Raw genomic sequence first — 18141 nt, 5'->3', positions numbered from 1 at the left:
ACGTCATGATCCCGATAGTTGCTGGCCATGTCGTGAGAGCGCATGGAAGGCGGGCTGTCTATCGGCTTGGCGCAAGGGTTTCCGTGAGGATGGCATCCCGCTGAGGAGCCTCGGGGAGGCCAGGAGCTTTGCCTTCCGGGCATCCGGGTGCGTGAAAGATTGCTGCAGGCGGGGTGCCACCCCGTGTCGCTGCGGCCACCTGCCCCGGCTCAGCGGTGGGGGTGCCGGGGCCGATCGGCGCCGTATAGCTTGCCACCAGATACACCGGCCGCCGCTTGACTTCATTGAACAGACGCCCAACATATTCCCCGAGCACGCCTAGGAAAACCAGTTGCAGGCCGCCCAGCAGAAGCAGGGCGGTCATCATGGATGGGTAGCCGTGTACGGGGTCGCCGTAGAGCAGCGTCTTGCCAACGATGAAGGCGGCCATGCCAAAGGCGGGAACGGCAACAAGCAGGCCGATCGAGGTTGCAAACTTGAGCGGCACGGTGGAAAAGGCAGTGATGCCATCCACGGCAAAACGCAACAGCTTGCGGTAGTTGAACTTGGTCGTCCCGGATGCCCGCGCGTCACGCCGATACAAGACGGCCGTCTGCCGGAATCCTATCCAGGCATACAGCCCCTTCATGAAGCGGTGCTGCTCCCGGAGTTGTCCGAGTGCGGCAACGGCACGACGGCTCATGACGCGGAAGTCGCCGGTGTCGGCCGGAATCTCCGTATCGCTGAGCTTGCCCATCAGGCGGTAAAACCAGTGCGCGGTGAACTTCTTGAGGAACGATTCGCCATCCCGGGAAGTGCGCGTGGCGTACACCACGTCGAACCCCTCGCGCCATTTCTCGATCAACGACGGAATCAGTTCGGGCGGATCCTGCAGATCGGCGTCGATGATCACAACGGCGTCGCCGCTTGCCACGTCGAGGCCCGCCGTTAGCGCGGCTTCCTTGCCGAAGTTGCGACTCAGCTCGACAATGCCGACGCGCGCTTCGGCCGCCTTGAGATTGTGTGCAACCGCCAGTGATCGATCGCGGCTGCCATCGTCCACGTAGATAATCTCGTAGTCCGATGCCAATCCATCCATCACGCGGAGAAGCCGAAAGTGAAACTGTGGCAGGACAGCTTCTTCATTGAAGAGCGGTACGACGACCGAGATCTTCTCTGGCAGCAGGCTGGCGGCATTCATCGCATCGCTCCATTCATGAACGTCCAATTTGCATGGAGTACGTAGTTGACCAACATGACGAAAATTGTCGAGAGGATTTGAGCAACCAGGTAGTGAAGCCCCAATGCTAGTCCAGCCCACATCAGAAGTGAGTTAAGAAAGAACGCCAGCGCGGAAACGAGAATGAACCGTCCGAAAGTGGCGCGTTGTGGTCGGACTGGTGTGAACACCCATCGGCTGCTGATGCAGTAGTGCGTCAGAAGGCCTGCAACACTGCCGGCGGCAGACGCCGGTAGCGCTGCAACCCCGAAACCGACCAGCGTGATCAGTGTTGCGTAGTGTGTAGCGGTTGCCGTCGCCCCCGCGCCCAGAAACCGTACAAATCGTGATGGGATGTTCATGGTTTTTGCACCAGAACGTTGACGCCATGTCGTCCGATCACAGTTGTGTTGCCGCCGAGCAGCGGTCTCAGTCGATGAAACGTCTCGTGCCGCATGACCGCGAGCTTGTGACCAGGGGTCAGCCATCGCTGCGCAAAAGCTTCTTCATTAGCAATCCACTTGTCGGGCTCGACCGAGAAGCCGAGATCCAGCTCGGATCTGGCCCCGACAATGATCGGTTCTCGTTCGGCGTAAAACGCCAGACCTCGGTCAATCTGGCCCACGTTGAACAGTTGTGTGTTGTCGCGGGACGCCGCCTTGGCTTCCAAGCCAAGTGGTTTGATGGAGAGGGACCCAAACGCCCGAGACGCCATCAAGCCAGCCTGAAGGCTGGCCAGCGTCGCCAGCGAAGCGACGGCAACCGCGCAGAGCCTGTGGCCGCGCAGGGCGATCCCAAAGGCCAGGAAGCCACCGATGACCAGAATGCCCATCGTGATGGCGCCCCAGGTATGCAATGAGGCCGGATTGCTGATATTGAGCTTCAGTACCGCATTCGACATTGTCGGATGCCATAGCAGCACGGCGATGGCAACGCCGAGCACAGGCATGGCAAGAAAGCTTGCCGCCAGTGTGGGGCGGGCTGCAGTCATGGATCTGTACGCGAGCAAGACGGCCACCGGTGGTAAGGCGGGCAGGATATAGAGCGGCAGCTTCGAGCGCGAAATCGAAAAGAAGGCAATGACAACGACTACCCACAGCGACAGAAACAGTCGTGCGTCGAAGCCAGGCGTTGCCTGTGCGCTGCGAGAGCGGAGTGCGATAGCACGGGGAATCAAGCCCATGAACGGCAGGACGCCTGCCGCACCAACGGCCAGGAAGAACCAGAATGGCTTGTCCCGCTCGTGAACCGAGGACGAGAATCTCGCGAAGTGTTCGTGGATGAAGAAGTAATTCAGAAATTCGGGGTTGCGCTGGGACACCACGACAAACCAAGGCATGGTGATGGCCACCGCAAGCAGGCTCCAGCGCCAGAATCTCGCGCTAAAAAATGCGGAAAATTGTCGAGTGACCGCCCCGTATAGCAGCAGCGTGATTCCTGGCAGTACCAGGGCAATCAGGCCTTTGGCAAGAAATGCCAGACCGACCAACAACCAGATCAGGGGGTATAAGCGAGGTTCCCGATTCTGGTAGGCCACGGCGAAAACGAGAGCGGCACTGCCGAGCAGTGCGCCGACACCAATGTCTGTTGTTGTCAGATTCGAGCCGAGAATCCAGAGGGGAGCGCCGATGAGCACCAGCGCTGAGGCGAGGCCTATGCGCGTGTCATAGAGCGATCGCGCCGCCCACCATGCGGCGAGTGCGCCCAGCAGTCCCACAAGCGCACTCCAGATCCTTGCTGTCCACTCGGACGGCCCGAAGAGCGTATAGGCGCTGGCGGTCGCCCAATACTGCAGGGGCGGCTTGTCGAAGAACTTGATGCCGTTCAACCGCGGCGTGACCCAATCGCCGGAGACGAACATCTCGCGCGGAACCTCGGCGTAACGACCCTCGTCGGGTTCATAGAGGGGACGCACGGATAGCGTGGACATCCAGAGGACCACCGTGAGTGCGATGGTCAAAGCCATGAAAATCTGTCGCTTCAAGAGACTGCCCGTCCAGGTGTGCGGTGGCCACTGCTACCGCGCTTGGTCAAATGCTCTCAGGGCGCAACGACATAGATGCCGGATGTGGTTCGTCGCCGTCGTGATGTTGGATCATGGAGCAGTTCACGCGGCGCCGCTTGACGCCCCACGAGCCGAGGATGCGATTCACGCGGGAGTCCGAAGGATGGCGACTTGGCCAGCAGAGAGCGAACAGCGGGATTCTAGGGCGCTCACCTGTCGGGGGGATTACGAGATGATGACGGCGCAGTCCGCCGTCGAGTGCTTTGCGGCAGAAGAAGTTGCCTGACGAAGCGTCAGCGTTAGCTCATGGTAACCCAAGTGCTTCGGAGAACGGGCGTCGGGTTCGATGCGTTGGTGCGTAACCATTCGGCAATGTCGCCGCAATGTTCTGCATAGTAAACTTGACGCCCCGCAGTTGTCAGCGGGCCTCATCACCCTTAGTGCTCAAGCCTAGGAAGTCGCTTTCCATCAGATGTTCTTAGGCGCAGCCTCTTTCGAAGGTGCTTGTCTTTCGCGCTGCGCTTAGATCCGGGGTGTTCGTTGTCAACCCCAAAAAGTCGCAAGGACTTCGCTGCTATGCGGTCGAGACTGACGGCACTTCTGATGGCAATCTCGACCTATCAGGCGTGGGATTTCTACCACCTTGCAACGCGAACACCGGACGCTCATGTCGTCGCCGACGCAGTCGCGTAGGTAGTGGGCGGCCTCGCGATCCTTTGGTTCGTGATTCGAAAACGGTGTCGTCGTGTCAGCCCAAACCGACCTGTTTCTGAGGCGCTACCTGGCGCAGCCAAGGTACGAGGGCAGGTGATGGCGGAACGAAACGAGGTGGCAATTCAGGCGACGCGGCAGTTGTTGCAGTCGATGCTGCTGCAGTTCGAGCGCTGGAAATATACGCCATCGGAAACGGAAGTGGCGATGCTTCTCATAAAAGGGTTGACCCTTGAAGAGTGCGCTCACTCGCTAGCGTGGCATGATGTGACGGTGCGGACAATTGCCGCGGGCGTATTCGCCAAGGCGAACCTCAGCAATCGCCATCAATTTGCCGCCTACTTTTTCGGTGATCTGTTGGTTGAGCCGATCGAGCCTGCACCTCGATCAAAAACCGGTGAGTGTAGGCACGACGCCGGCATGTAAGTTGTCGCGCTTGACCTTCAAGCAAAGACCGGAACGGTAAAAATCCGATTATTGGTATCTGTGCCACAGTACGGTGCTGTGGCTGTATCTCTATTTCGATGAACAAACTTCTTCAAGCTATACACGAAAGCTTGCCGCAGTGGCTGGCAGATTGGTTCGACATTCTTGTTCCCGCTATCGAGGTCGTGCTGATTGCGGCTGGCGCATGGTTAGCAGTGCGCATCGCGCGGCGGTTGCTTAGAAAGCTGACCAATACATATTCTCTGCCAGGAAAAGTTGCGGCGCTGTCTTTGCGTGTGGTCGCGACCATCGTGTACGTAGCTGCCACGCTCTGGGCTCTGGAGCGAATGGGCGTGTCTGGAACCGTCCTGTGGACCGCATTCACGGGATTTGCCACTGTCGGGGCGGTCGCGTTTTTCGCCGCGTGGAGTGTACTCTCGAACCTGTTCTGCGCGCTCCTGATATACGTCACCGGTGCGTTCCGCATTGGGGATGTTGTGGAGCTTCTTGAGAACGGGGAAAAGCCGGGAATTAAGGGCCGTGTGCTCGACGTAAATCTCGTCTATACCACCTTACTGGAAACAACAGTCGAAGGACAAGAGGTGGTGCTGCAGCTGCCGAACAGTCTGGTGTTTCAACGTGTGCTACGAAGGTGGAAGTAACCGCAAGGGTGGCGCGGTCAGGCAAGGACGGAGACCGGCGCAAGAAGGGAAGCCCCGCTTCGCTTTTTTGAGGCCGAGCAAACTACTCAAGACCTTAAGCCGCTGGCGTCCGCGATGTCGGCGGACGCCGCAATACTGCTTGACTTCAGTGGCAGTGACGAATGCCGGTCTTGTGGTCCATATGGCAGCCTTGGCTGTCAGTCCCACCACTATGCGCCCACACGCCGCCCGACGCACAGGCCAGAACGGCCGTGAGAATGATGGTGATCCGTTTCAAGAAAGGTCTCCCTGGAGTGTTGGTTAGCGGTCTCAGTCTGCCGCAAGTTCCACACTATCATCACTGCGATTGCCAGCCCTCCCCGCCGCGGTAGGGCTGTTGCGGCTGTGTCACAACTGTCTGCGCTCGCTACGGCCAACGCACCTCAGCAACTTAACGAAAATGCTGACGGCCGCTGGCGCCCAAGTTTGTAGGTGAATCGACGCATAGCGTCCCCGCAATCCCGATGGCCTCGCCGATGGCCAGGCCATCAGGGTTCTGCGTGCTCTGCCTGCGCCGCAGCCACAGGTCACCGACGACATTGAACTGTGGCTGGCACCGCGGGCCGTGCGCGCATTGCGAGCCCACGGCATTTCCACACTGGCGGACCTGACCGTGCGCGTGCCGCGCCGGCGCCGCTGGTGGGGCGCGATCCCGGGGCTGGGGCAAGCGAGCGCGCGGCACATCGAGGCCTTCTTCCACGCCCATCCGCGGTTGACGGAGCGTGCGCGTGCCCTGATCGTCGGCGCGCCGCCAGGCGAGGTGGTCCCGTGGGAGCGGCTGAAACTGCCCGACGAGGTGGACGGCTCGCGAGGCAGCTTCCGGGCACCGCGACAGGCCTGCACGCTCGACGCATCGAACGACTACGAAGCCGTGCAGGCCTGGCTCGCCCTGCACGAAACCCAGACCACGCAGCGCGCCTATCGCAAGGAGGCGGAACGCCTGATCCTGTGGGCGATTATCGAGCGCGGTCGGGCGCTGTCGTCGCTTACGACCGAGGACGCCATCGCCTACCGCGGGTTCCTGCGGCGACCAACTCCGCGTGAGCGCTGGATCGGGCCACCGCGGGCACGCAGCGCGCCCGACTGGCGCCCCTTCGCACGGGGGCTATCGGCACGTTCGACGGCCTACGCCCTCACGGTGCTGGGCGCCATGTTCCGATGGCTGATCGAGCAGCGCTATGTATTGGCCAACCCGTTTGCCGGCATCAAAGTCCGCGGCCGCACGCGGGTCGCGCCACTCGATACCACACGTGGCTTTACTGAGGGCGAATGGCTGCTGGTGCGCACCATTGCCGATGGCCTGGAATGGTCGTACGGGTGGGACGTGCCCGCAGCGCAGCGCTTGCGCTTCATTCTCGATTTTGCCTACGCGACCGGCCTGCGGGCCAGCGAACTGGTTGGCGCGACGCTGGGCGATATCCGCACTGACGAGCGCAACGACCGCTGGCTGCACCTGGTCGGCAAAGGTGGGCGCCCGGGAAAGGTGGCGCTACCGCCACTTGCGCGAACCGCACTCGATCAGCATCTTGTACAGCGCGGACTGCCGGTGACACCAGCCCGTTGGGACCCCAGGACACCCTTGATCGCCAGCCTGGAGCAGGACAGCGTCACTAACATCACCGGCACCCGGCTGTGGATGGTAATGCGGCGCTTCTTTGGCCAGGCCGCGGACATCATCGCCGGCGACCACCCGACACTCGCCGAAAAGCTGCGCCGAGCCAGTCCCCACTGGACGCGGCATACCCACGCTACACACGCCCTCGCTCGCGGCGCGGAACTGACCACCGTGCGCGATAACCTACGCCACGCGTCGGTGGCCACCACCTCGATTTACTTGCAAAGCGACGAAGTCAAGCGGGCACACCAAATAGGTCAGGCCTTTGCCGCTCGGTAGCCGACGTCCGTGCCGACTGGCTTAGCGTGCAATATTTTCCGTTTTCTGAAGCGACCCCATAAAGTCATGCCACGGGCAAGCAGTGAACATGACGCTTCACGTCGGCGAATTCGTGAATGAAATGATCGAAGCACACTTCCTGTCTGCGCACCACGAGACGCTGGTCAAGATGGCAGACCTCTCCCAATGACAATCATGAACAAACCTATCCAACGAGTGTTCGTGGCCGGCCATCGCGGCATGGTCGGCTCAGCGATTGCGCGTGCGCTGGCCAAGCGCGATGACGTGGAACTGGTCGTCCGCACGCATGCCGAGGTCGATCTCACCGACCAGCAGGAAGTCAGCTACTTCTTCGCCACCGAAGGGATCTCGCAAGTCTATCTGGCGGCAGCGCGTGTGGGCGGTATCCACGCCAATGACACCTACCCAGCCGAGTTCATCCAGCAGAATCTGATGATTGCCGCTAACGTGATACACGAGGCCTGGCGCAACGGCGTCGAACGGCTACTGTTTCTCGGGTCAAGTTGCATCTATCCGAAGTTCGCGCCGCAACCGATCAAGGAATCCGCACTGCTGTGCGGCGAACTGGAGCCCACCGATGCGCCTTACGCCATTGCCAAGATCGCGGGCATGACGCTGTGCAAGACCTACAACCGTCAGTACGATGCGGACTTTCGCTGCGTGATGCCGACCAATCTCTATGGGCTCGGCGATAACTACCATCCCGAGAACAGCCACGTGATCCCCGCGCTGATCCGACGCTTTCACGAAGCGAAGATTGCGGATGCACCCGAGGTGACGGTATGGGGATCGGGTACGCCGATGCGCGAGTTCCTGTATACCGACGACCTGGCGCACGCTTGCTTGCACGTGATGGGCCTGTCCCGCCAGGCCTACTGGACACACGCAGGCAAGGCCGGTTTCCTGAACGTCGGTACTGGAGAGGAAGTCTCGCTCCGCCAGTTGGCGCTGCTGGTGGCGCAAGTGGTGGGCTATCAGGGCAGCATCGTGTTCGACAGCGCGCGTCCTGACGGCACGCCGCGCAAGCGCCTGGACTGCAGTGTCATCAGCGCTTCGGGCTGGCAACCGCTGGTAACGCTGGAATCCGGATTACCGCTTGCGTACCAGGATGCCATTGCAAGGGAAGCGTCTGAGCTTTCACGGGAATGGGCAGACAGTCGGCACGAACAACCATGTCCAGTAAGACGAACCGCCGCAGTCGGCTGACGCAAGACGCGGAAGTCCGTCCGTTCTCGAGCGGGGTGTTCTGGTCTGCGCGCCGATGCCAGCGAACCTGGCGTTACGAAAGCATTTGCCTTGGGTGCAACCTCAGGCCCATCGCTGACTTCAGCCCAAGGGATCAATGAAGACGAAAGTAAGGGCCACAGTCGTTTGTACACGCGGGGGCCGCATACTACTCGTTACCAAGGATGACAGCAGATGGGCTTTGCCTGGTGGGCGTCCGGGCAAAGCTGAAGTTCTTGCCAGTGCCGCAGCACGGGTGCTTTATGAAGAGACGACGCTGATCGCAAAAGGGCGTGAGTTCCTATTTCAAGTGATTGTTGCGACAACGGTGCACCACGTTTTCGTTGCGAATATCAGCAAGACCGACGCCGCCATGCCGGGCAAGGAGATCCAGCGCTGCCAGTGGTTCGCCCCATCCGAGCTGGACGAGATTGTCGTTAGCCCGACGACGCGCCACATCATTGAAGGATTCTGCATCGTACGCAATCGGTAGAGGCAAGGTGTGCGCGTCGACGCGAGAGTCCCTGCACGAAGCGCAGGATCGCGGCGCTTTCACAAATCAATCCTCCTGCTGCGACGCGATTCACCACGCCGTGTGCATGCGTTGAAACCCGCCATCCCGCCCAAACGGCGGGGTAGGAGCCGGGACAATATTCGAGGCCGACGGGAGGCGTTGATTGCAACCTGCATGACGGGAGCTTTTCTCCAGGATGATACGGAGCCACGCATGGCGCATGAATGCCGCCATGAACAAGGGCGCTCATCCGACAGGTTGCTGCGATGGCGCCAGCCGGTAACCAGTTGGACAGGTATTCGTCACCTTCGATCCTCTATCCTGATCGGTGCAGTGGCTTTTGTTAATCGGTGAATAGAGTCGTGGCAAGAGTTGGGCGATGATGGATTTGTACGGCCGGTCAATTTTTGCGGGACAAAAAGAATGCCGGACGACGAGCACGCGGGGTGGTACATGGCACTGTGCTTTCGCACCTTAGGCTAGTGGGATGGCGATGACCTTAGTATCTGTTATAACCGTCAATCTCAACAATTGCGTCGGGCTGTCAAGGACAATCGATAGCGTGTCCGCGCAGGTTCGTGACAATTTCCGTGTTGAGTTCATTATTGTCGACGGCGCCTCTACGGATGGATCCGTTGAGCTGGCAAAGCTACGGCGATCAGAAGTCGACCATTTTTTTAGTGAGCCGGATGGCGGAGTGTACGCCGCAATGAACAAAGGGTTAAACGTTGCGAGAGGAGAGTGGGCGGTATTCATGAATTCGGGGGATTGCTTCGCTTCGCCAGGCGTACTCTCTGAGATGATGCGGAGCAAGAACGAATCCTCGGCGGAGCCCTGGTTGATCTATGGTGACAATCTTGGCCGGAATGGTCTGGAGCCTGCCGCACCGTTACTGAGGCTTCGCGCCGGCGTTATTCACGCATGCCATCAAGCGATGGCATTTCGTGTTTGCGATCTGCGCTACGAGGAAAGATACAGGATCTATTCGGACCTGGATTTCGTTATTCAATATTACAAGCGATATGCGGCCGGAGCGTTCCGCTATGTTCCGATGGCGTTTTCATGCATAGAGCCAAGTGGAATCAGTGCATCGTTTCCCAGGGAGAAGCGATTGGAGAAGTTTAGAATCATCTACAATCGCCTTGGATTGAATGGTGTGATATACGCCGTGGCCGTCTCGATTTCCATGGCCGCTCGCGCAAAATTGGCAAGAAAAAAGTGACGCGTGGGCATGGATCACCAAAGGATGGTGAGTCATTTGGGGCTGAGCTTCCAGCGTTCCGCCAGAGATGCGGGCTTTGGTGCCGATCATAGCTTGTAGCCCGGCGTTCGTAGCGTTAACTGTCGATAGGTCGATACCGTGCCAGTCCCCAATCGTCTGGAGGCGTCTCGCCAAAAAAAGTGGTTGCCTAGATCGGAGCAACCGCTATGTTCCACCGGGGGAACGGCAGATCTCATGGATATCGAACCCGGCGATGCGAAGATGAGGGCCATTGGAGGAGTGGGCCGATATCGTGTCCTGTGTTCGTACAAGTCAAATCCGCGAGGCTGGCGTTTCCACTGCATTCTTGGCTGGGCTATTTCGCGATGTCTTCACCCACGCGATGCTCAATCTTTGCGCCACCGCCGTACACATCGAAGTCGGCGGCTTTAGCGCCGTCCGTGTACGGATCCCTCGGTCGATGAATCTGTCCACGCTCAGTATTGCGCGCGGTTTCTGCAATGGCGCTGCCGATACCGACGATCGAGATCGTGAGAGCGAACAGGGCCGCAGTGGTACGTTTCATGAGTTGCCTCCTGTTGAGTTCTATTCAATACGATCCGGTCCCCCTTTGGACAAGGATCGTCTGCGCGTGTGCCGGAACGCTATGAGCACAACGGTCGGGGGGCGCGATACGCCCTACCAATTCGACAATGCCAGTCTAGTCCGGCCAACCGAACCTACAGATGACCCTCCCATTACAACTGCAGAACGTTTTTGGGGTGAATTAGGCCTCGTTGCGAGGAACCGCAAATCGGCGGCGATCTTCAGCGCTTACCCATTGCGCGAGAGCGGAGTCGGACAACTGTGTCGCACATAGGTTGTACCACTGGCGAATGGCATCCGCCCAGATTCTTCTCTCAGCGGCTAGCGGCGCGAGGTGGAACCGGAGCCCCGCCGGCAATCGGGCAGGATTGCCCATCTTTGCTACCGATCGAGAATTCATCCAGAGCTCGCTGCAGGCCTTCGCGTCTGTGCGCCCACCACTCGTCTTTGCCCCGCTGCGCCAGCAAACACTGCAGATGGCCTCGCAGCGCGACGACCTTGGACCATGCGACGACAGACAGTTCTTCGTTGCTGCTACGCAGCCAGTTTGACAGCACATCGACTTCAGGGTCTCCCGTGCTTCCGAGGAGGCCTGGCATGTATGAAGCCATCGGCGAGACGGCGTCCTGGAGCCGTGATAACGGCAGAGGGTAGGGACCGCAGCCACTGGATGAGGGCGTAGGGGGGTGACGGGGAATATGGGGTGGGGCAAGCCATAAGCATGTAAACAGCAAGAAATAGGTTCTCGTCCTTCGGTCTGAGATGGGCATTACATCGGTGCCACTAGCCCGTCGGGACAGGTCACGATGCATCGTGACGCGATGCTTTAGCGTGAGCGTCTGGCATGGCTAACGCAAGGCTGACGATCTCGGTTGCGCTATTCGTGGGGCTTTCCGAGTTGTAACGGGTGGGTAAGGTGTTCGCCTGGGCTGGATGGCTAACATCGTTGGCAAGGGTTAGGCCCGAAACTCATAAGGAGAAAATCATGACATCTCAAAAGCCCTCGATCGCGTCGCTCATGCTCGGCGTCGCCGCACTTCTCGCAGCCTCCGCTGCATGGAGCGCTGACAAGCTCGAATCCACCAGCGCAGCCGGCTGGTCGCAGCAAGCCCAGATGCAAGCGGCTGCACATCATGATCATGGCGCCGGAGCGGGCCTCTCTTCGTTGTCCGCTATCAAGCCCGGCCCGCAGGCTTCGCTGTTCGGCAGCGAGGCGCCGGCGGGAAGCACCTCGCGTGTCGTCGACGTTGCGCCGGGCCTGAAGTATGTGAATGTCGATTCGGGCGAGACCGTAACCTTCAAGAGTGGGGCGAGCGAGATCACTTTCGCGTTCGGGCAGTTGGCCCGCACCAAGGCCATTGCCCTCAACGTACTCTTCCCGGAATTGCCTAACAGCCAGGGTGTCTGGGTGTACATCGAGCGGAGCGAACTGTACACCGGCCACTGACCAGGCACGGCGCTAGCCGCGCACCTGTCTGTTTTGTCATGTTTCGGTCAGGCGTGGGTCGGCAACCGTCACGTAAGCTGTATATGAACGGTTCGCTGAACCCCTACTCCTTGGAGATTACGATGAAAACGCTGAAAAAGAGTGTCCTTCTGGTGCTGGCAGTCGCCACGCTTGGTGGAGCGGCAGGGGTCGCGAACGCCGGGGTAACTTCCCTGCGCGATCCCTATACGGATGGCGGCCACTCGATGGGGGTGCGCGATCCGTTCACGGATGGTGCGCATTCGATGGGCACGCGTGACCCGTTCACCGACGGCGGACATTCCGTCGGAACCCGCGATACGTTCTCTGACGGCGCTTGATCGTCAAGGTCCTGGCTGAGACGGCACGCGCCCATGGCGCACCGAGTAAGGCTCGGTGTCCTCCATGGGCGTTGTGCATTTTGGGGCCCCGCCGGCCGTGAAGCGCGAACTACAAGGATTTGGCGATCGCCTCGATCGGCTTGATGCCCGTGCCAAAGCGCGCGATGTTCTCCCGATGCTCGCGAAGGCTGGAGTATGGGACGTATCGCATATTGAGTTCCGCGACACGGTTGAATGCCGGCCGGCTGAGTTGCGCACGGACTTCCGCTTCTCGGTTATCTGGCGCCACGAGGAATAGATGTTTGGTGGCGGATTGACTGGTGCCCAGGGCAAGATCCAGCAGCCGCACGATGCCGGAGTAGATCGATGTCGAATGCTCGACCTCGAACGCGGCGGCCACCTCAAGGGTTGCGGGATCCAGCCAGACCGCGTCGATCAGCGGGACCGTCTCACCGCCCGAGACGAGCAGCGTCGCCGGTAAGGCGGACAAACACCCAAGACTGAGGGGCTCGCCATTGTATTCGCGCCCCCGGTCGTTGGTCGCGATCCAAACCGCGTAGCCGAGCGACTTGCCGAGATCTCTTAGCCAGCCTTGGACTTCGGTATGTGTGGCATCTTCAAGTTTGCCTGCCTGGATCTGCTTGGCGAGTGCAGACGCCTGTTCCCTGACCTTGGCCAGATCGTCTTCCCACGCGCTGACCTCGCCGGGCAGATCGTTGCGTGGCGGAGCGGGATAACGCCCTGTGCCGACGTCAAATAGCAGGCCGGCCAGCGCACCCAGATCATTGGAAAGGACCTCACGATAGCGATGATTGAGCGCCAGGATGCCGTCGCGCATTGCAAGGTAGTGATCCCACTTGCCCAGCTTGACCGCCGCACCGGTCAGGGCGTTGTAGCCGTTCACGATCGCAGTATTGAACGGTGGCAGCAGGGTGGGGTGGATGAAATAGAGCAGGTTGGCGACGGCGGGACCGAGGCCTTTGATTCCCACGCCGCTCAGTCGCTGGATGGCGGTGAGCATCTCTGCCTCGGTATCACAACAATTGCACGTGTGAAGCAACCTTGCGAACGCCCGCTGGTTGTCGGCGTTCTCGTAAATATCGGGAATGCGCAGTTTTGGCTTCCAAAGAAACGCGTGATCGGCACCCTTGAAGATCTGTCGCTGTTCGGCAATCGAAGCGACAACGGTCTCCAGAGACGATCCTCGGTACGCATTGCCAAAGGTGCCTGCGTGAATTTCCTCGACGACGGCGCCGATCCCGCGCCGGATGGATCTGAAATTCTTGAGGCGTTCAGGCCAGAGGAACCAGGTTTGATAGGTGCCGTTCGGATCGGATTTCCAGCGTTCAATGAGAGTTCGGGTGGTGTCTGTCATGGCGTCACTTTTTTGCCGGGCAGTGTATCACCGCGGGCGCGGAATACTGTGCGCCAAAACGGTCTCAAGCGAACTTGACCTTCCCACGGCGGGAAGGATTATGGTGTATCGGGTAAGCGTTGTCGGGTCGTGGCTTGGAAAATTATCTGAAAGGTGACGTCATGGATTCCCACGTAGTACCGGATGCTGGTTCGAAGACCGGGCTTAACCGGCGGGCGATTGGGTGGCTTGCACTGGGGGCCGTGTTGATCGTCGTGCTCGCTTTCGCTAACTCGGGCTGGAAGCGGCTTGCGTCGAAGTTGCCTTTTGGGCTAGTGTTGCTGTGCCCGTTGATGCATTTCCATCACGCCGGGCGCCAGCGGAATTCGTCCTCGGCGAGAGGTAACGAGGCAAACGAAGAGCGCGTCGGAACACAGGAGTCGCACAATGAATGAACGTAGTCCGCTCCAGCCACACGATCACGCTGCGCACGGCGCAGCGTCGCCCGGCGATCATGACGCGCATCATGGCCATTCGCATGCCGGGCATGGTTCGCCATGCGATGGCAAGCGCGCGCCCGAGACCGACTTGAAAGATCCGGTTTGCGGGATGGCGGTATCGACGGAATCCAAATTCCGCGACGAACACGATGGCAAGCAGTATTACTTTTGCAGTAACTCCTGCCATCAGAAGTTTCTGCAGGGGCCGGCGAAGTATGCGGGGGTGACGACCTCTGATGCTGCGCCACTGGTTGCCGAACCGGAAGGGACCATCTATACGTGCCCGATGCACCCGGAGATTCGTCGGGATCATCCCGGGAACTGCCCGAAGTGCGGGATGGCCCTGGAGCCGCTGTTGCCGGATATCGAGGACGGCGAAAATCCTGAGCTGACGGATTTTCGACGCCGCTTCTGGTGGACGCTTCCGCTGACCGCAATCGTCTTTGTACTTGCGATGTTCGGATCTCGGCTGGGCTTGATGTCACCCGACACGCAAAGCTGGGTGGAGTTTGTTCTGGCGACGCCGGTCGTCCTGTGGGCGGGTTGGCCATTCTTCGAACGCTGCCTGCAATCGTTCATCAATCGTAGTCCGAACATGTGGACCCTGATTGGGCTGGGAACCGGTGCTGCCTATATTTATAGCGTGGTGGCGACGGTTGCGCCGGGCGTTTTCCCGCCCGCGTTCGCCGCGCATGGGCGTATCGGCGTGTATTTTGAAGCCGCCGCGGTCATCATCTCGCTCACCCTGCTCGGGCAGCTTCTTGAGTTGAAGGCGCGCTCGCAGACCTCCGCCGCAATCAAATCGCTGCTCGGCCTGGCACCAAAAACTGCCCGGCGCATTGGCCCCGACGGACAAGAGGAAGATGTGGCCCTGACCCACGTTCACGTGGGAGACCTGTTGCGGGTCCGGCCCGGCGAAAAAGTGCCGGCGGACGGTGTCGTTACGGAGGGTAGCAGCTCGATTGACGAATCGATGATTACGGGCGAGCCCATGCCGGTTTCCAAACGCGCGGGTGACCATGTCATTGGCGCGACGATCAACACTTCGGGCAGCCTGATCATTCGGTCGGAGAAGGTCGGTGCGCAGACCATGTTGTCGCAGATCGTCCAGATGGTTGCCCAGGCGCAGCGGTCGAAGGCGCCGATGCAGCGCATGGCCGATCGGGTCGCCGGGGTATTCGTGCTCGCAGTCATCGGTGTGGCGGTGACCACGTTTCTCGCATGGGGGCTCTTCGGTCCCGAACCGAGTTGGGTGTTTGGCCTGATCAACGCCGTTGCCGTGCTGATTATCGCTTGCCCGTGTGCGCTCGGATTGGCCACGCCAATGTCGATCATGGTCGCAAGCGGTAAGGGAGCTGCAAACGGCGTGCTGTTTCGCGACGCGGCGGCGATCGAGAACCTGCGCAAGGTTACCGCACTGATCGTCGACAAGACCGGTACATTGACCGAGGGCAGGCCCGCCTTCGCGCGATCTGTTGGCGTCAATGGCTATGCCGAGGAAGAGGTGCTGTGGCTTGCCGCAAGCCTTGACCAGGGGAGCGAGCATCCGCTGGCTGCCGCACTGGTTAGCGCCGCGCTGGATGCGGGACTGTCCCTGGAGAAGGCTGAGAATTTTGAATCGAGCACGGGGATTGGCGTTCGAGGAATCGTGGCCGGGAAAAGGCTCGCCATTGGCAACACGGCGCTCATGGAGGAGGAGCGTGTCCAGGTCGAGCCGCTGCGTGCGCAAGCCGACGACCTGCGCGTGCAAGGAGCCAGCGTCATGTATTTGTCCATTGACGGCACGCTGGCTGGGCTACTTGCCGTATCGGACCCCATCAAGCACTCGACGCCGGAAGCGTTGCAGAGTCTGCGGGACGAGGGTATCCGCGTGATCATGGCCACCGGCGATGGCCTCGCCACAGCGAAGGCGGTGGCCACCAATCTGAACATCGACGAGTTCCGCGGGGAAGTGAAGCCCGCCGACAAGCTTGCGTTGGTGACGCAACTGCAGGACGCTGGCGACGTGGTAGCCATGGCGGGTGACGGGATCAACGACGCACCTGCACTGGCCAAGGCCGATGTGGGCATCGCCATGGGCACCGGGACCGATGTGGCAATGAACAGTGCCCAGGTTACCCTGGTCAAGGGCGATTTGCGCGGCATCGCCCGAGCCCGAAACCTCTCGGAAGCGACGATCCGCAACATGAAGCAAAACCTGGCATTTGCCTTTGTCTATAACGCGCTTGGCGTGCCCTTGGCCGCTGGCGTCCTGTACCCGTTTACTGGGTTGTTGCTGTCCCCCATGATTGCGGCACTCGCGATGAGCCTGAGTTCCGCATCGGTGATTTCCAACGCGCTGAGGCTCAGGCGGACGAGTGTCTGACGCGAGCCGGGCGTTGTTTCAAGTAAGTTCAGTACAAGGAAAATTCTAATGAAATACCTGTTTGCCGCTGCCATCCTGGCAGGAAGTACCGTGTCGTATGCCGCGGCGCCTGCCATGATGGTCTATAAGGATCCCAACTGCGGTTGTTGCGAAGAGTGGGTGAAGCACGTCAATCAGGCCGGCTTCCCCACCAAGGTGATCAACTCGACGGATGTGACCTCGGTAAAGACGCGACTTGGCGTGCCTGCCTCATTCAGTTCCTGCCACACCGCCGTGCTCGAAAATAGCGGTCAGGTTATCGAGGGGCACGTGCCGGCCGCCGCTATCCAGAAACTGGTGGCCAATCGCGCAGTCAAGGGCGTTGCAGTGCCCGGCATGCCGACCAATTCACCGGGCATGGGCAAGCTGAACGGCGGCCTGGTCACGGTGGATTTCCAGGGTAAGCCCTTCTCCCAAGACTAACGGAATCAGAGCTGGCGGCGCCCATGCCACCAGACAATGCTGGCATGGAAGAATCCAACAAGCCGCGCTGGAGGATCATCTGCCTCCTGGGGTTAGGTACCGTCGCCGCGACGGTCATCGCGCTGCAGACCAAACGCTATCTGGAGACACCGCCAATCCTCGATCGGGCAGGGAGTGGGCGCGAATTGCGCATCGACGCATCGGATTCACAGCGGGTGGAGCGAGGCAGGCAGCTATATGCGCAGGCATGTGCCGCGTGCCACGGTGCCAAACTGGAAGGGCAGCCTAACTGGCGCGATCGGCTTCCGAGTGGGCGGCTGCCGGCCCCGCCACACGACGCGTCAGGCCATACCTGGCACCATGCAGACGCGATACTGTTCTCGCTCACGAAGAATGGATTGGTACCAGGCGTCTCTGCACCGAGCAATTATGTCAGCGACATGCCGGCCTTCAAGTCGTCGATGTCAGACGAGGACATCGTTGCAGTACTGGCCTACATCAAAAGCACCTGGCCAGAGAAGGTGCAGGCCGCCCAGCGCGAGGCGACCAACGAGTACATCGGTCGCTAGTCTGTCGAGCAACAAGAACGGCCTCCATGCCTGTCGTCGTCACAGGTTGGAGGCCATCGGTCTGTTTGGCGGGAGTGGTTAGTCGCGCGCCGCGCTATTTTCTCACAACGACCTTGCCGACCATACCGGCTTCGAAGTGGCCGGGCACCAGGCAGGCGAAATCGACGGTACCAGGCTTGTCAAACCGCCAGACGAGAGTTCCCTGTGCGCCCGGTGCGAGCGTGAGCTTGTTCGGGGCAGCGTGCTTTTCGCCGGCCATCTCCCGCATCATTTTTGCATGCTCTTCCAGTTCGGCCGTCGTGCCGATCACCATTTCGTGCTCGACCATCCCGGCATTGCGTACCTGGAACCGGATGGTGTCACCCGCTTTCACCGGGATCGCGTCGGGCGAGAATCGCATGGTGTCGTTCATCGTGACGTCCACCGTGCGCGTGGCCTTGGCACTATCGCCAGGTTGTCCTGTGACCGATGCAGCCGGTTTGCGAGTGGCCGAGCTGTCATTGCTCGGGGCGGCTGTCGCCAGCAACGGTACAAAGGCCACGGCGATGAGGGAAAGCGCGAGTGTCTTCATGGCGAACCTCGGT

General features: G+C 60.1%; 19 protein-coding genes and 1 pseudogene. 13 read left to right on the top strand and 7 right to left on the bottom strand.

Annotated elements, in window-relative coordinates; translation table 11 throughout:
* Positions 1-58: 58 nt before the first annotated feature.
* Genes GA566_RS32520 through GA566_RS32510 form a run of 3 tightly spaced genes read right to left on the bottom strand, consistent with a single transcriptional unit; the run spans position 59 to position 3164 of the window.
* Positions 59-1180 carry a glycosyltransferase family 2 protein gene (locus tag GA566_RS32520; protein WP_008650723.1) on the bottom strand — a complete coding sequence of 374 codons (1122 nt, stop codon included), beginning with the start codon at positions 1178-1180 and terminating at the stop codon, positions 59-61.
* Complete coding sequence (locus GA566_RS32515) at positions 1177-1560, bottom strand: GtrA family protein (protein ID WP_008650722.1); 384 nt, start codon at positions 1558-1560, stop codon at positions 1177-1179. The genes GA566_RS32520 and GA566_RS32515 overlap by 4 nt, the downstream gene beginning before the upstream one ends.
* Entirely contained in the window at positions 1557-3164 is a 1608-nt protein-coding gene (locus GA566_RS32510; protein ID WP_008650720.1) for a glycosyltransferase family 39 protein, read from the bottom strand. Before GA566_RS32510 ends, GA566_RS32515 begins: the two co-directional genes overlap by 4 nt.
* 849 nt (positions 3165-4013) lie before the next feature.
* On the opposite strand from GA566_RS32510, the gene GA566_RS32505 reads away from it, so the two are divergent.
* Together GA566_RS32505 and GA566_RS32500 are read left to right on the top strand one after the other, a co-directional pair.
* Positions 4014-4340 (top strand): hypothetical protein, encoded by a 327-nt coding sequence (locus tag GA566_RS32505; protein ID WP_049768032.1) that lies wholly within the window; start codon positions 4014-4016, stop codon positions 4338-4340.
* A gap of 98 nt (positions 4341-4438) precedes the next feature.
* A complete protein-coding gene (locus tag GA566_RS32500; protein WP_012435773.1) occupies positions 4439-5002 on the top strand; it encodes a mechanosensitive ion channel family protein in 564 nt (187 codons plus the stop codon).
* Positions 5003-5147: 145 nt separating this feature from the next.
* On the opposite strand, the gene GA566_RS33810 is transcribed toward GA566_RS32500, so the two are convergent.
* Complete coding sequence (locus tag GA566_RS33810; RefSeq protein WP_223819874.1) at positions 5148-5225, bottom strand: YHYH domain-containing protein; 78 nt, start codon at positions 5223-5225, stop codon at positions 5148-5150.
* Between the two features lie 297 nt (positions 5226-5522).
* On the opposite strand from GA566_RS33810, the pseudogene GA566_RS32490 reads away from it, so the two are divergent.
* The 4 genes and pseudogenes from GA566_RS32490 to GA566_RS32475 all read left to right on the top strand — a co-directional run.
* A pseudogene (locus GA566_RS32490) lies at positions 5523-6935 on the top strand (phage integrase family protein); the annotation flags it as partial.
* Between the two features lie 195 nt (positions 6936-7130).
* The gene (locus tag GA566_RS32485; RefSeq protein WP_237381006.1) at positions 7131-8162 is read left to right on the top strand and encodes a GDP-L-fucose synthase; all 1032 of its coding nucleotides are present in this window, start codon (positions 7131-7133) and stop codon (positions 8160-8162) included.
* A gap of 136 nt (positions 8163-8298) precedes the next feature.
* Positions 8299-8673: an NUDIX hydrolase gene (locus GA566_RS32480; RefSeq protein ID WP_137928166.1), complete on the top strand. Its 375-nt coding sequence runs from the start codon at positions 8299-8301 to the stop codon at positions 8671-8673.
* Positions 8674-9181: 508 nt separating this feature from the next.
* Positions 9182-9916 (top strand): glycosyltransferase, encoded by a 735-nt coding sequence (locus GA566_RS32475; RefSeq protein WP_137928167.1) that lies wholly within the window; start codon positions 9182-9184, stop codon positions 9914-9916.
* A 355-nt stretch (positions 9917-10271) separates the two neighbouring features.
* On the opposite strand, the gene GA566_RS32470 is transcribed toward GA566_RS32475, so the two are convergent.
* On the bottom strand, positions 10272-10481 hold the full coding sequence (locus tag GA566_RS32470) for a hypothetical protein (RefSeq protein WP_137928168.1): 210 nt from the start codon (positions 10479-10481) through the stop codon (positions 10272-10274).
* A 1005-nt stretch (positions 10482-11486) separates the two neighbouring features.
* On the opposite strand from GA566_RS32470, the gene GA566_RS32465 reads away from it, so the two are divergent.
* The gene (locus GA566_RS32465; RefSeq protein WP_137928169.1) at positions 11487-11948 is read left to right on the top strand and encodes a CzcE family metal-binding protein; all 462 of its coding nucleotides are present in this window, start codon (positions 11487-11489) and stop codon (positions 11946-11948) included.
* Between the two features lie 122 nt (positions 11949-12070).
* A complete protein-coding gene (locus GA566_RS32460; protein ID WP_137928170.1) occupies positions 12071-12307 on the top strand; it encodes a hypothetical protein in 237 nt (78 codons plus the stop codon).
* 109 nt (positions 12308-12416) lie between these two features.
* On the opposite strand, the gene GA566_RS32455 is transcribed toward GA566_RS32460, so the two are convergent.
* On the bottom strand, positions 12417-13682 hold the full coding sequence (locus GA566_RS32455; protein ID WP_137928171.1) for a type II restriction endonuclease: 1266 nt from the start codon (positions 13680-13682) through the stop codon (positions 12417-12419).
* Positions 13683-13843: 161 nt separating this feature from the next.
* Between GA566_RS32455 and GA566_RS32450 the strand changes: the two genes are divergently transcribed.
* The 5 genes from GA566_RS32450 to GA566_RS32435 are packed head-to-tail and all read left to right on the top strand — an operon-like array spanning position 13844 to position 17557.
* The gene (locus GA566_RS32450; RefSeq protein WP_137928172.1) at positions 13844-14116 is read left to right on the top strand and encodes a DUF2933 domain-containing protein; all 273 of its coding nucleotides are present in this window, start codon (positions 13844-13846) and stop codon (positions 14114-14116) included.
* Complete coding sequence (locus tag GA566_RS33520) at positions 14113-14253, top strand: hypothetical protein (RefSeq protein WP_237381005.1); 141 nt, start codon at positions 14113-14115, stop codon at positions 14251-14253. Before GA566_RS32450 ends, GA566_RS33520 begins: the two co-directional genes overlap by 4 nt.
* A complete protein-coding gene (locus tag GA566_RS32445; RefSeq protein ID WP_255459752.1) occupies positions 14250-16526 on the top strand; it encodes a heavy metal translocating P-type ATPase in 2277 nt (758 codons plus the stop codon). The genes GA566_RS33520 and GA566_RS32445 overlap by 4 nt, the downstream gene beginning before the upstream one ends.
* A 48-nt stretch (positions 16527-16574) precedes the next feature.
* The gene (locus tag GA566_RS32440; RefSeq protein ID WP_137928065.1) at positions 16575-16988 is read left to right on the top strand and encodes a DUF411 domain-containing protein; all 414 of its coding nucleotides are present in this window, start codon (positions 16575-16577) and stop codon (positions 16986-16988) included.
* A 44-nt stretch (positions 16989-17032) separates the two neighbouring features.
* Positions 17033-17557, top strand: coding sequence for a cytochrome c (locus tag GA566_RS32435; RefSeq protein WP_137928064.1), 525 nt, complete (start codon positions 17033-17035; stop codon positions 17555-17557).
* Positions 17558-17651: 94 nt separating this feature from the next.
* Here the strand turns inward: GA566_RS32435 and GA566_RS32430 are convergent, their stop codons facing one another.
* The gene (locus tag GA566_RS32430; RefSeq protein ID WP_137928063.1) at positions 17652-18128 is read right to left on the bottom strand and encodes a plastocyanin/azurin family copper-binding protein; all 477 of its coding nucleotides are present in this window, start codon (positions 18126-18128) and stop codon (positions 17652-17654) included.
* Positions 18129-18141 lie beyond the last annotated feature (13 nt).

It is taken from the genome of Cupriavidus sp. SW-Y-13, from assembly GCF_009793345.1.
GTDB lineage: Bacteria > Pseudomonadota > Gammaproteobacteria > Burkholderiales > Burkholderiaceae > Cupriavidus.
Note: the sequence above shows the minus strand (reverse complement) of the source record. Positions and strands in the feature narration are given on the sequence as shown.

Bases quoted from the DNA above. Each gene is read 5' to 3' on its own strand.
- GA566_RS32450 (WP_137928172.1), top strand. From the start codon at position 13,844: ATGGATTCCCACGTAGTACCGGATGCTGGTTCGAAGACCGGGCTTAAC.
- GA566_RS32435 (WP_137928064.1), top strand. From the start codon at position 17,033: ATGGAAGAATCCAACAAGCCGCGCTGGAGGATCATCTGCCTCCTGGGG.
- GA566_RS32505 (WP_049768032.1), top strand. From the start codon at position 4,014: ATGGCGGAACGAAACGAGGTGGCAATTCAGGCGACGCGGCAGTTGTTG.
- GA566_RS33520 (WP_237381005.1), top strand. From the start codon at position 14,113: ATGAACGTAGTCCGCTCCAGCCACACGATCACGCTGCGCACGGCGCAG.
- GA566_RS32515 (WP_008650722.1), bottom strand. From the start codon at position 1,560: ATGAACATCCCATCACGATTTGTACGGTTTCTGGGCGCGGGGGCGACG.
- GA566_RS32500 (WP_012435773.1), top strand. From the start codon at position 4,439: ATGAACAAACTTCTTCAAGCTATACACGAAAGCTTGCCGCAGTGGCTG.
- GA566_RS32510 (WP_008650720.1), bottom strand. From the start codon at position 3,164: ATGGCTTTGACCATCGCACTCACGGTGGTCCTCTGGATGTCCACGCTA.
- GA566_RS32440 (WP_137928065.1), top strand. From the start codon at position 16,575: ATGAAATACCTGTTTGCCGCTGCCATCCTGGCAGGAAGTACCGTGTCG.
- GA566_RS32465 (WP_137928169.1), top strand. From the start codon at position 11,487: ATGACATCTCAAAAGCCCTCGATCGCGTCGCTCATGCTCGGCGTCGCC.
- GA566_RS32475 (WP_137928167.1), top strand. From the start codon at position 9,182: ATGGCGATGACCTTAGTATCTGTTATAACCGTCAATCTCAACAATTGC.
- GA566_RS32480 (WP_137928166.1), top strand. From the start codon at position 8,299: ATGAAGACGAAAGTAAGGGCCACAGTCGTTTGTACACGCGGGGGCCGC.
- GA566_RS32460 (WP_137928170.1), top strand. From the start codon at position 12,071: ATGAAAACGCTGAAAAAGAGTGTCCTTCTGGTGCTGGCAGTCGCCACG.
- GA566_RS32430 (WP_137928063.1), bottom strand. From the start codon at position 18,128: ATGAAGACACTCGCGCTTTCCCTCATCGCCGTGGCCTTTGTACCGTTG.
- GA566_RS32520 (WP_008650723.1), bottom strand. From the start codon at position 1,180: ATGAATGCCGCCAGCCTGCTGCCAGAGAAGATCTCGGTCGTCGTACCG.
- GA566_RS32455 (WP_137928171.1), bottom strand. From the start codon at position 13,682: ATGACAGACACCACCCGAACTCTCATTGAACGCTGGAAATCCGATCCG.
- GA566_RS32485 (WP_237381006.1), top strand. From the start codon at position 7,131: ATGAACAAACCTATCCAACGAGTGTTCGTGGCCGGCCATCGCGGCATG.
- GA566_RS32470 (WP_137928168.1), bottom strand. From the start codon at position 10,481: ATGAAACGTACCACTGCGGCCCTGTTCGCTCTCACGATCTCGATCGTC.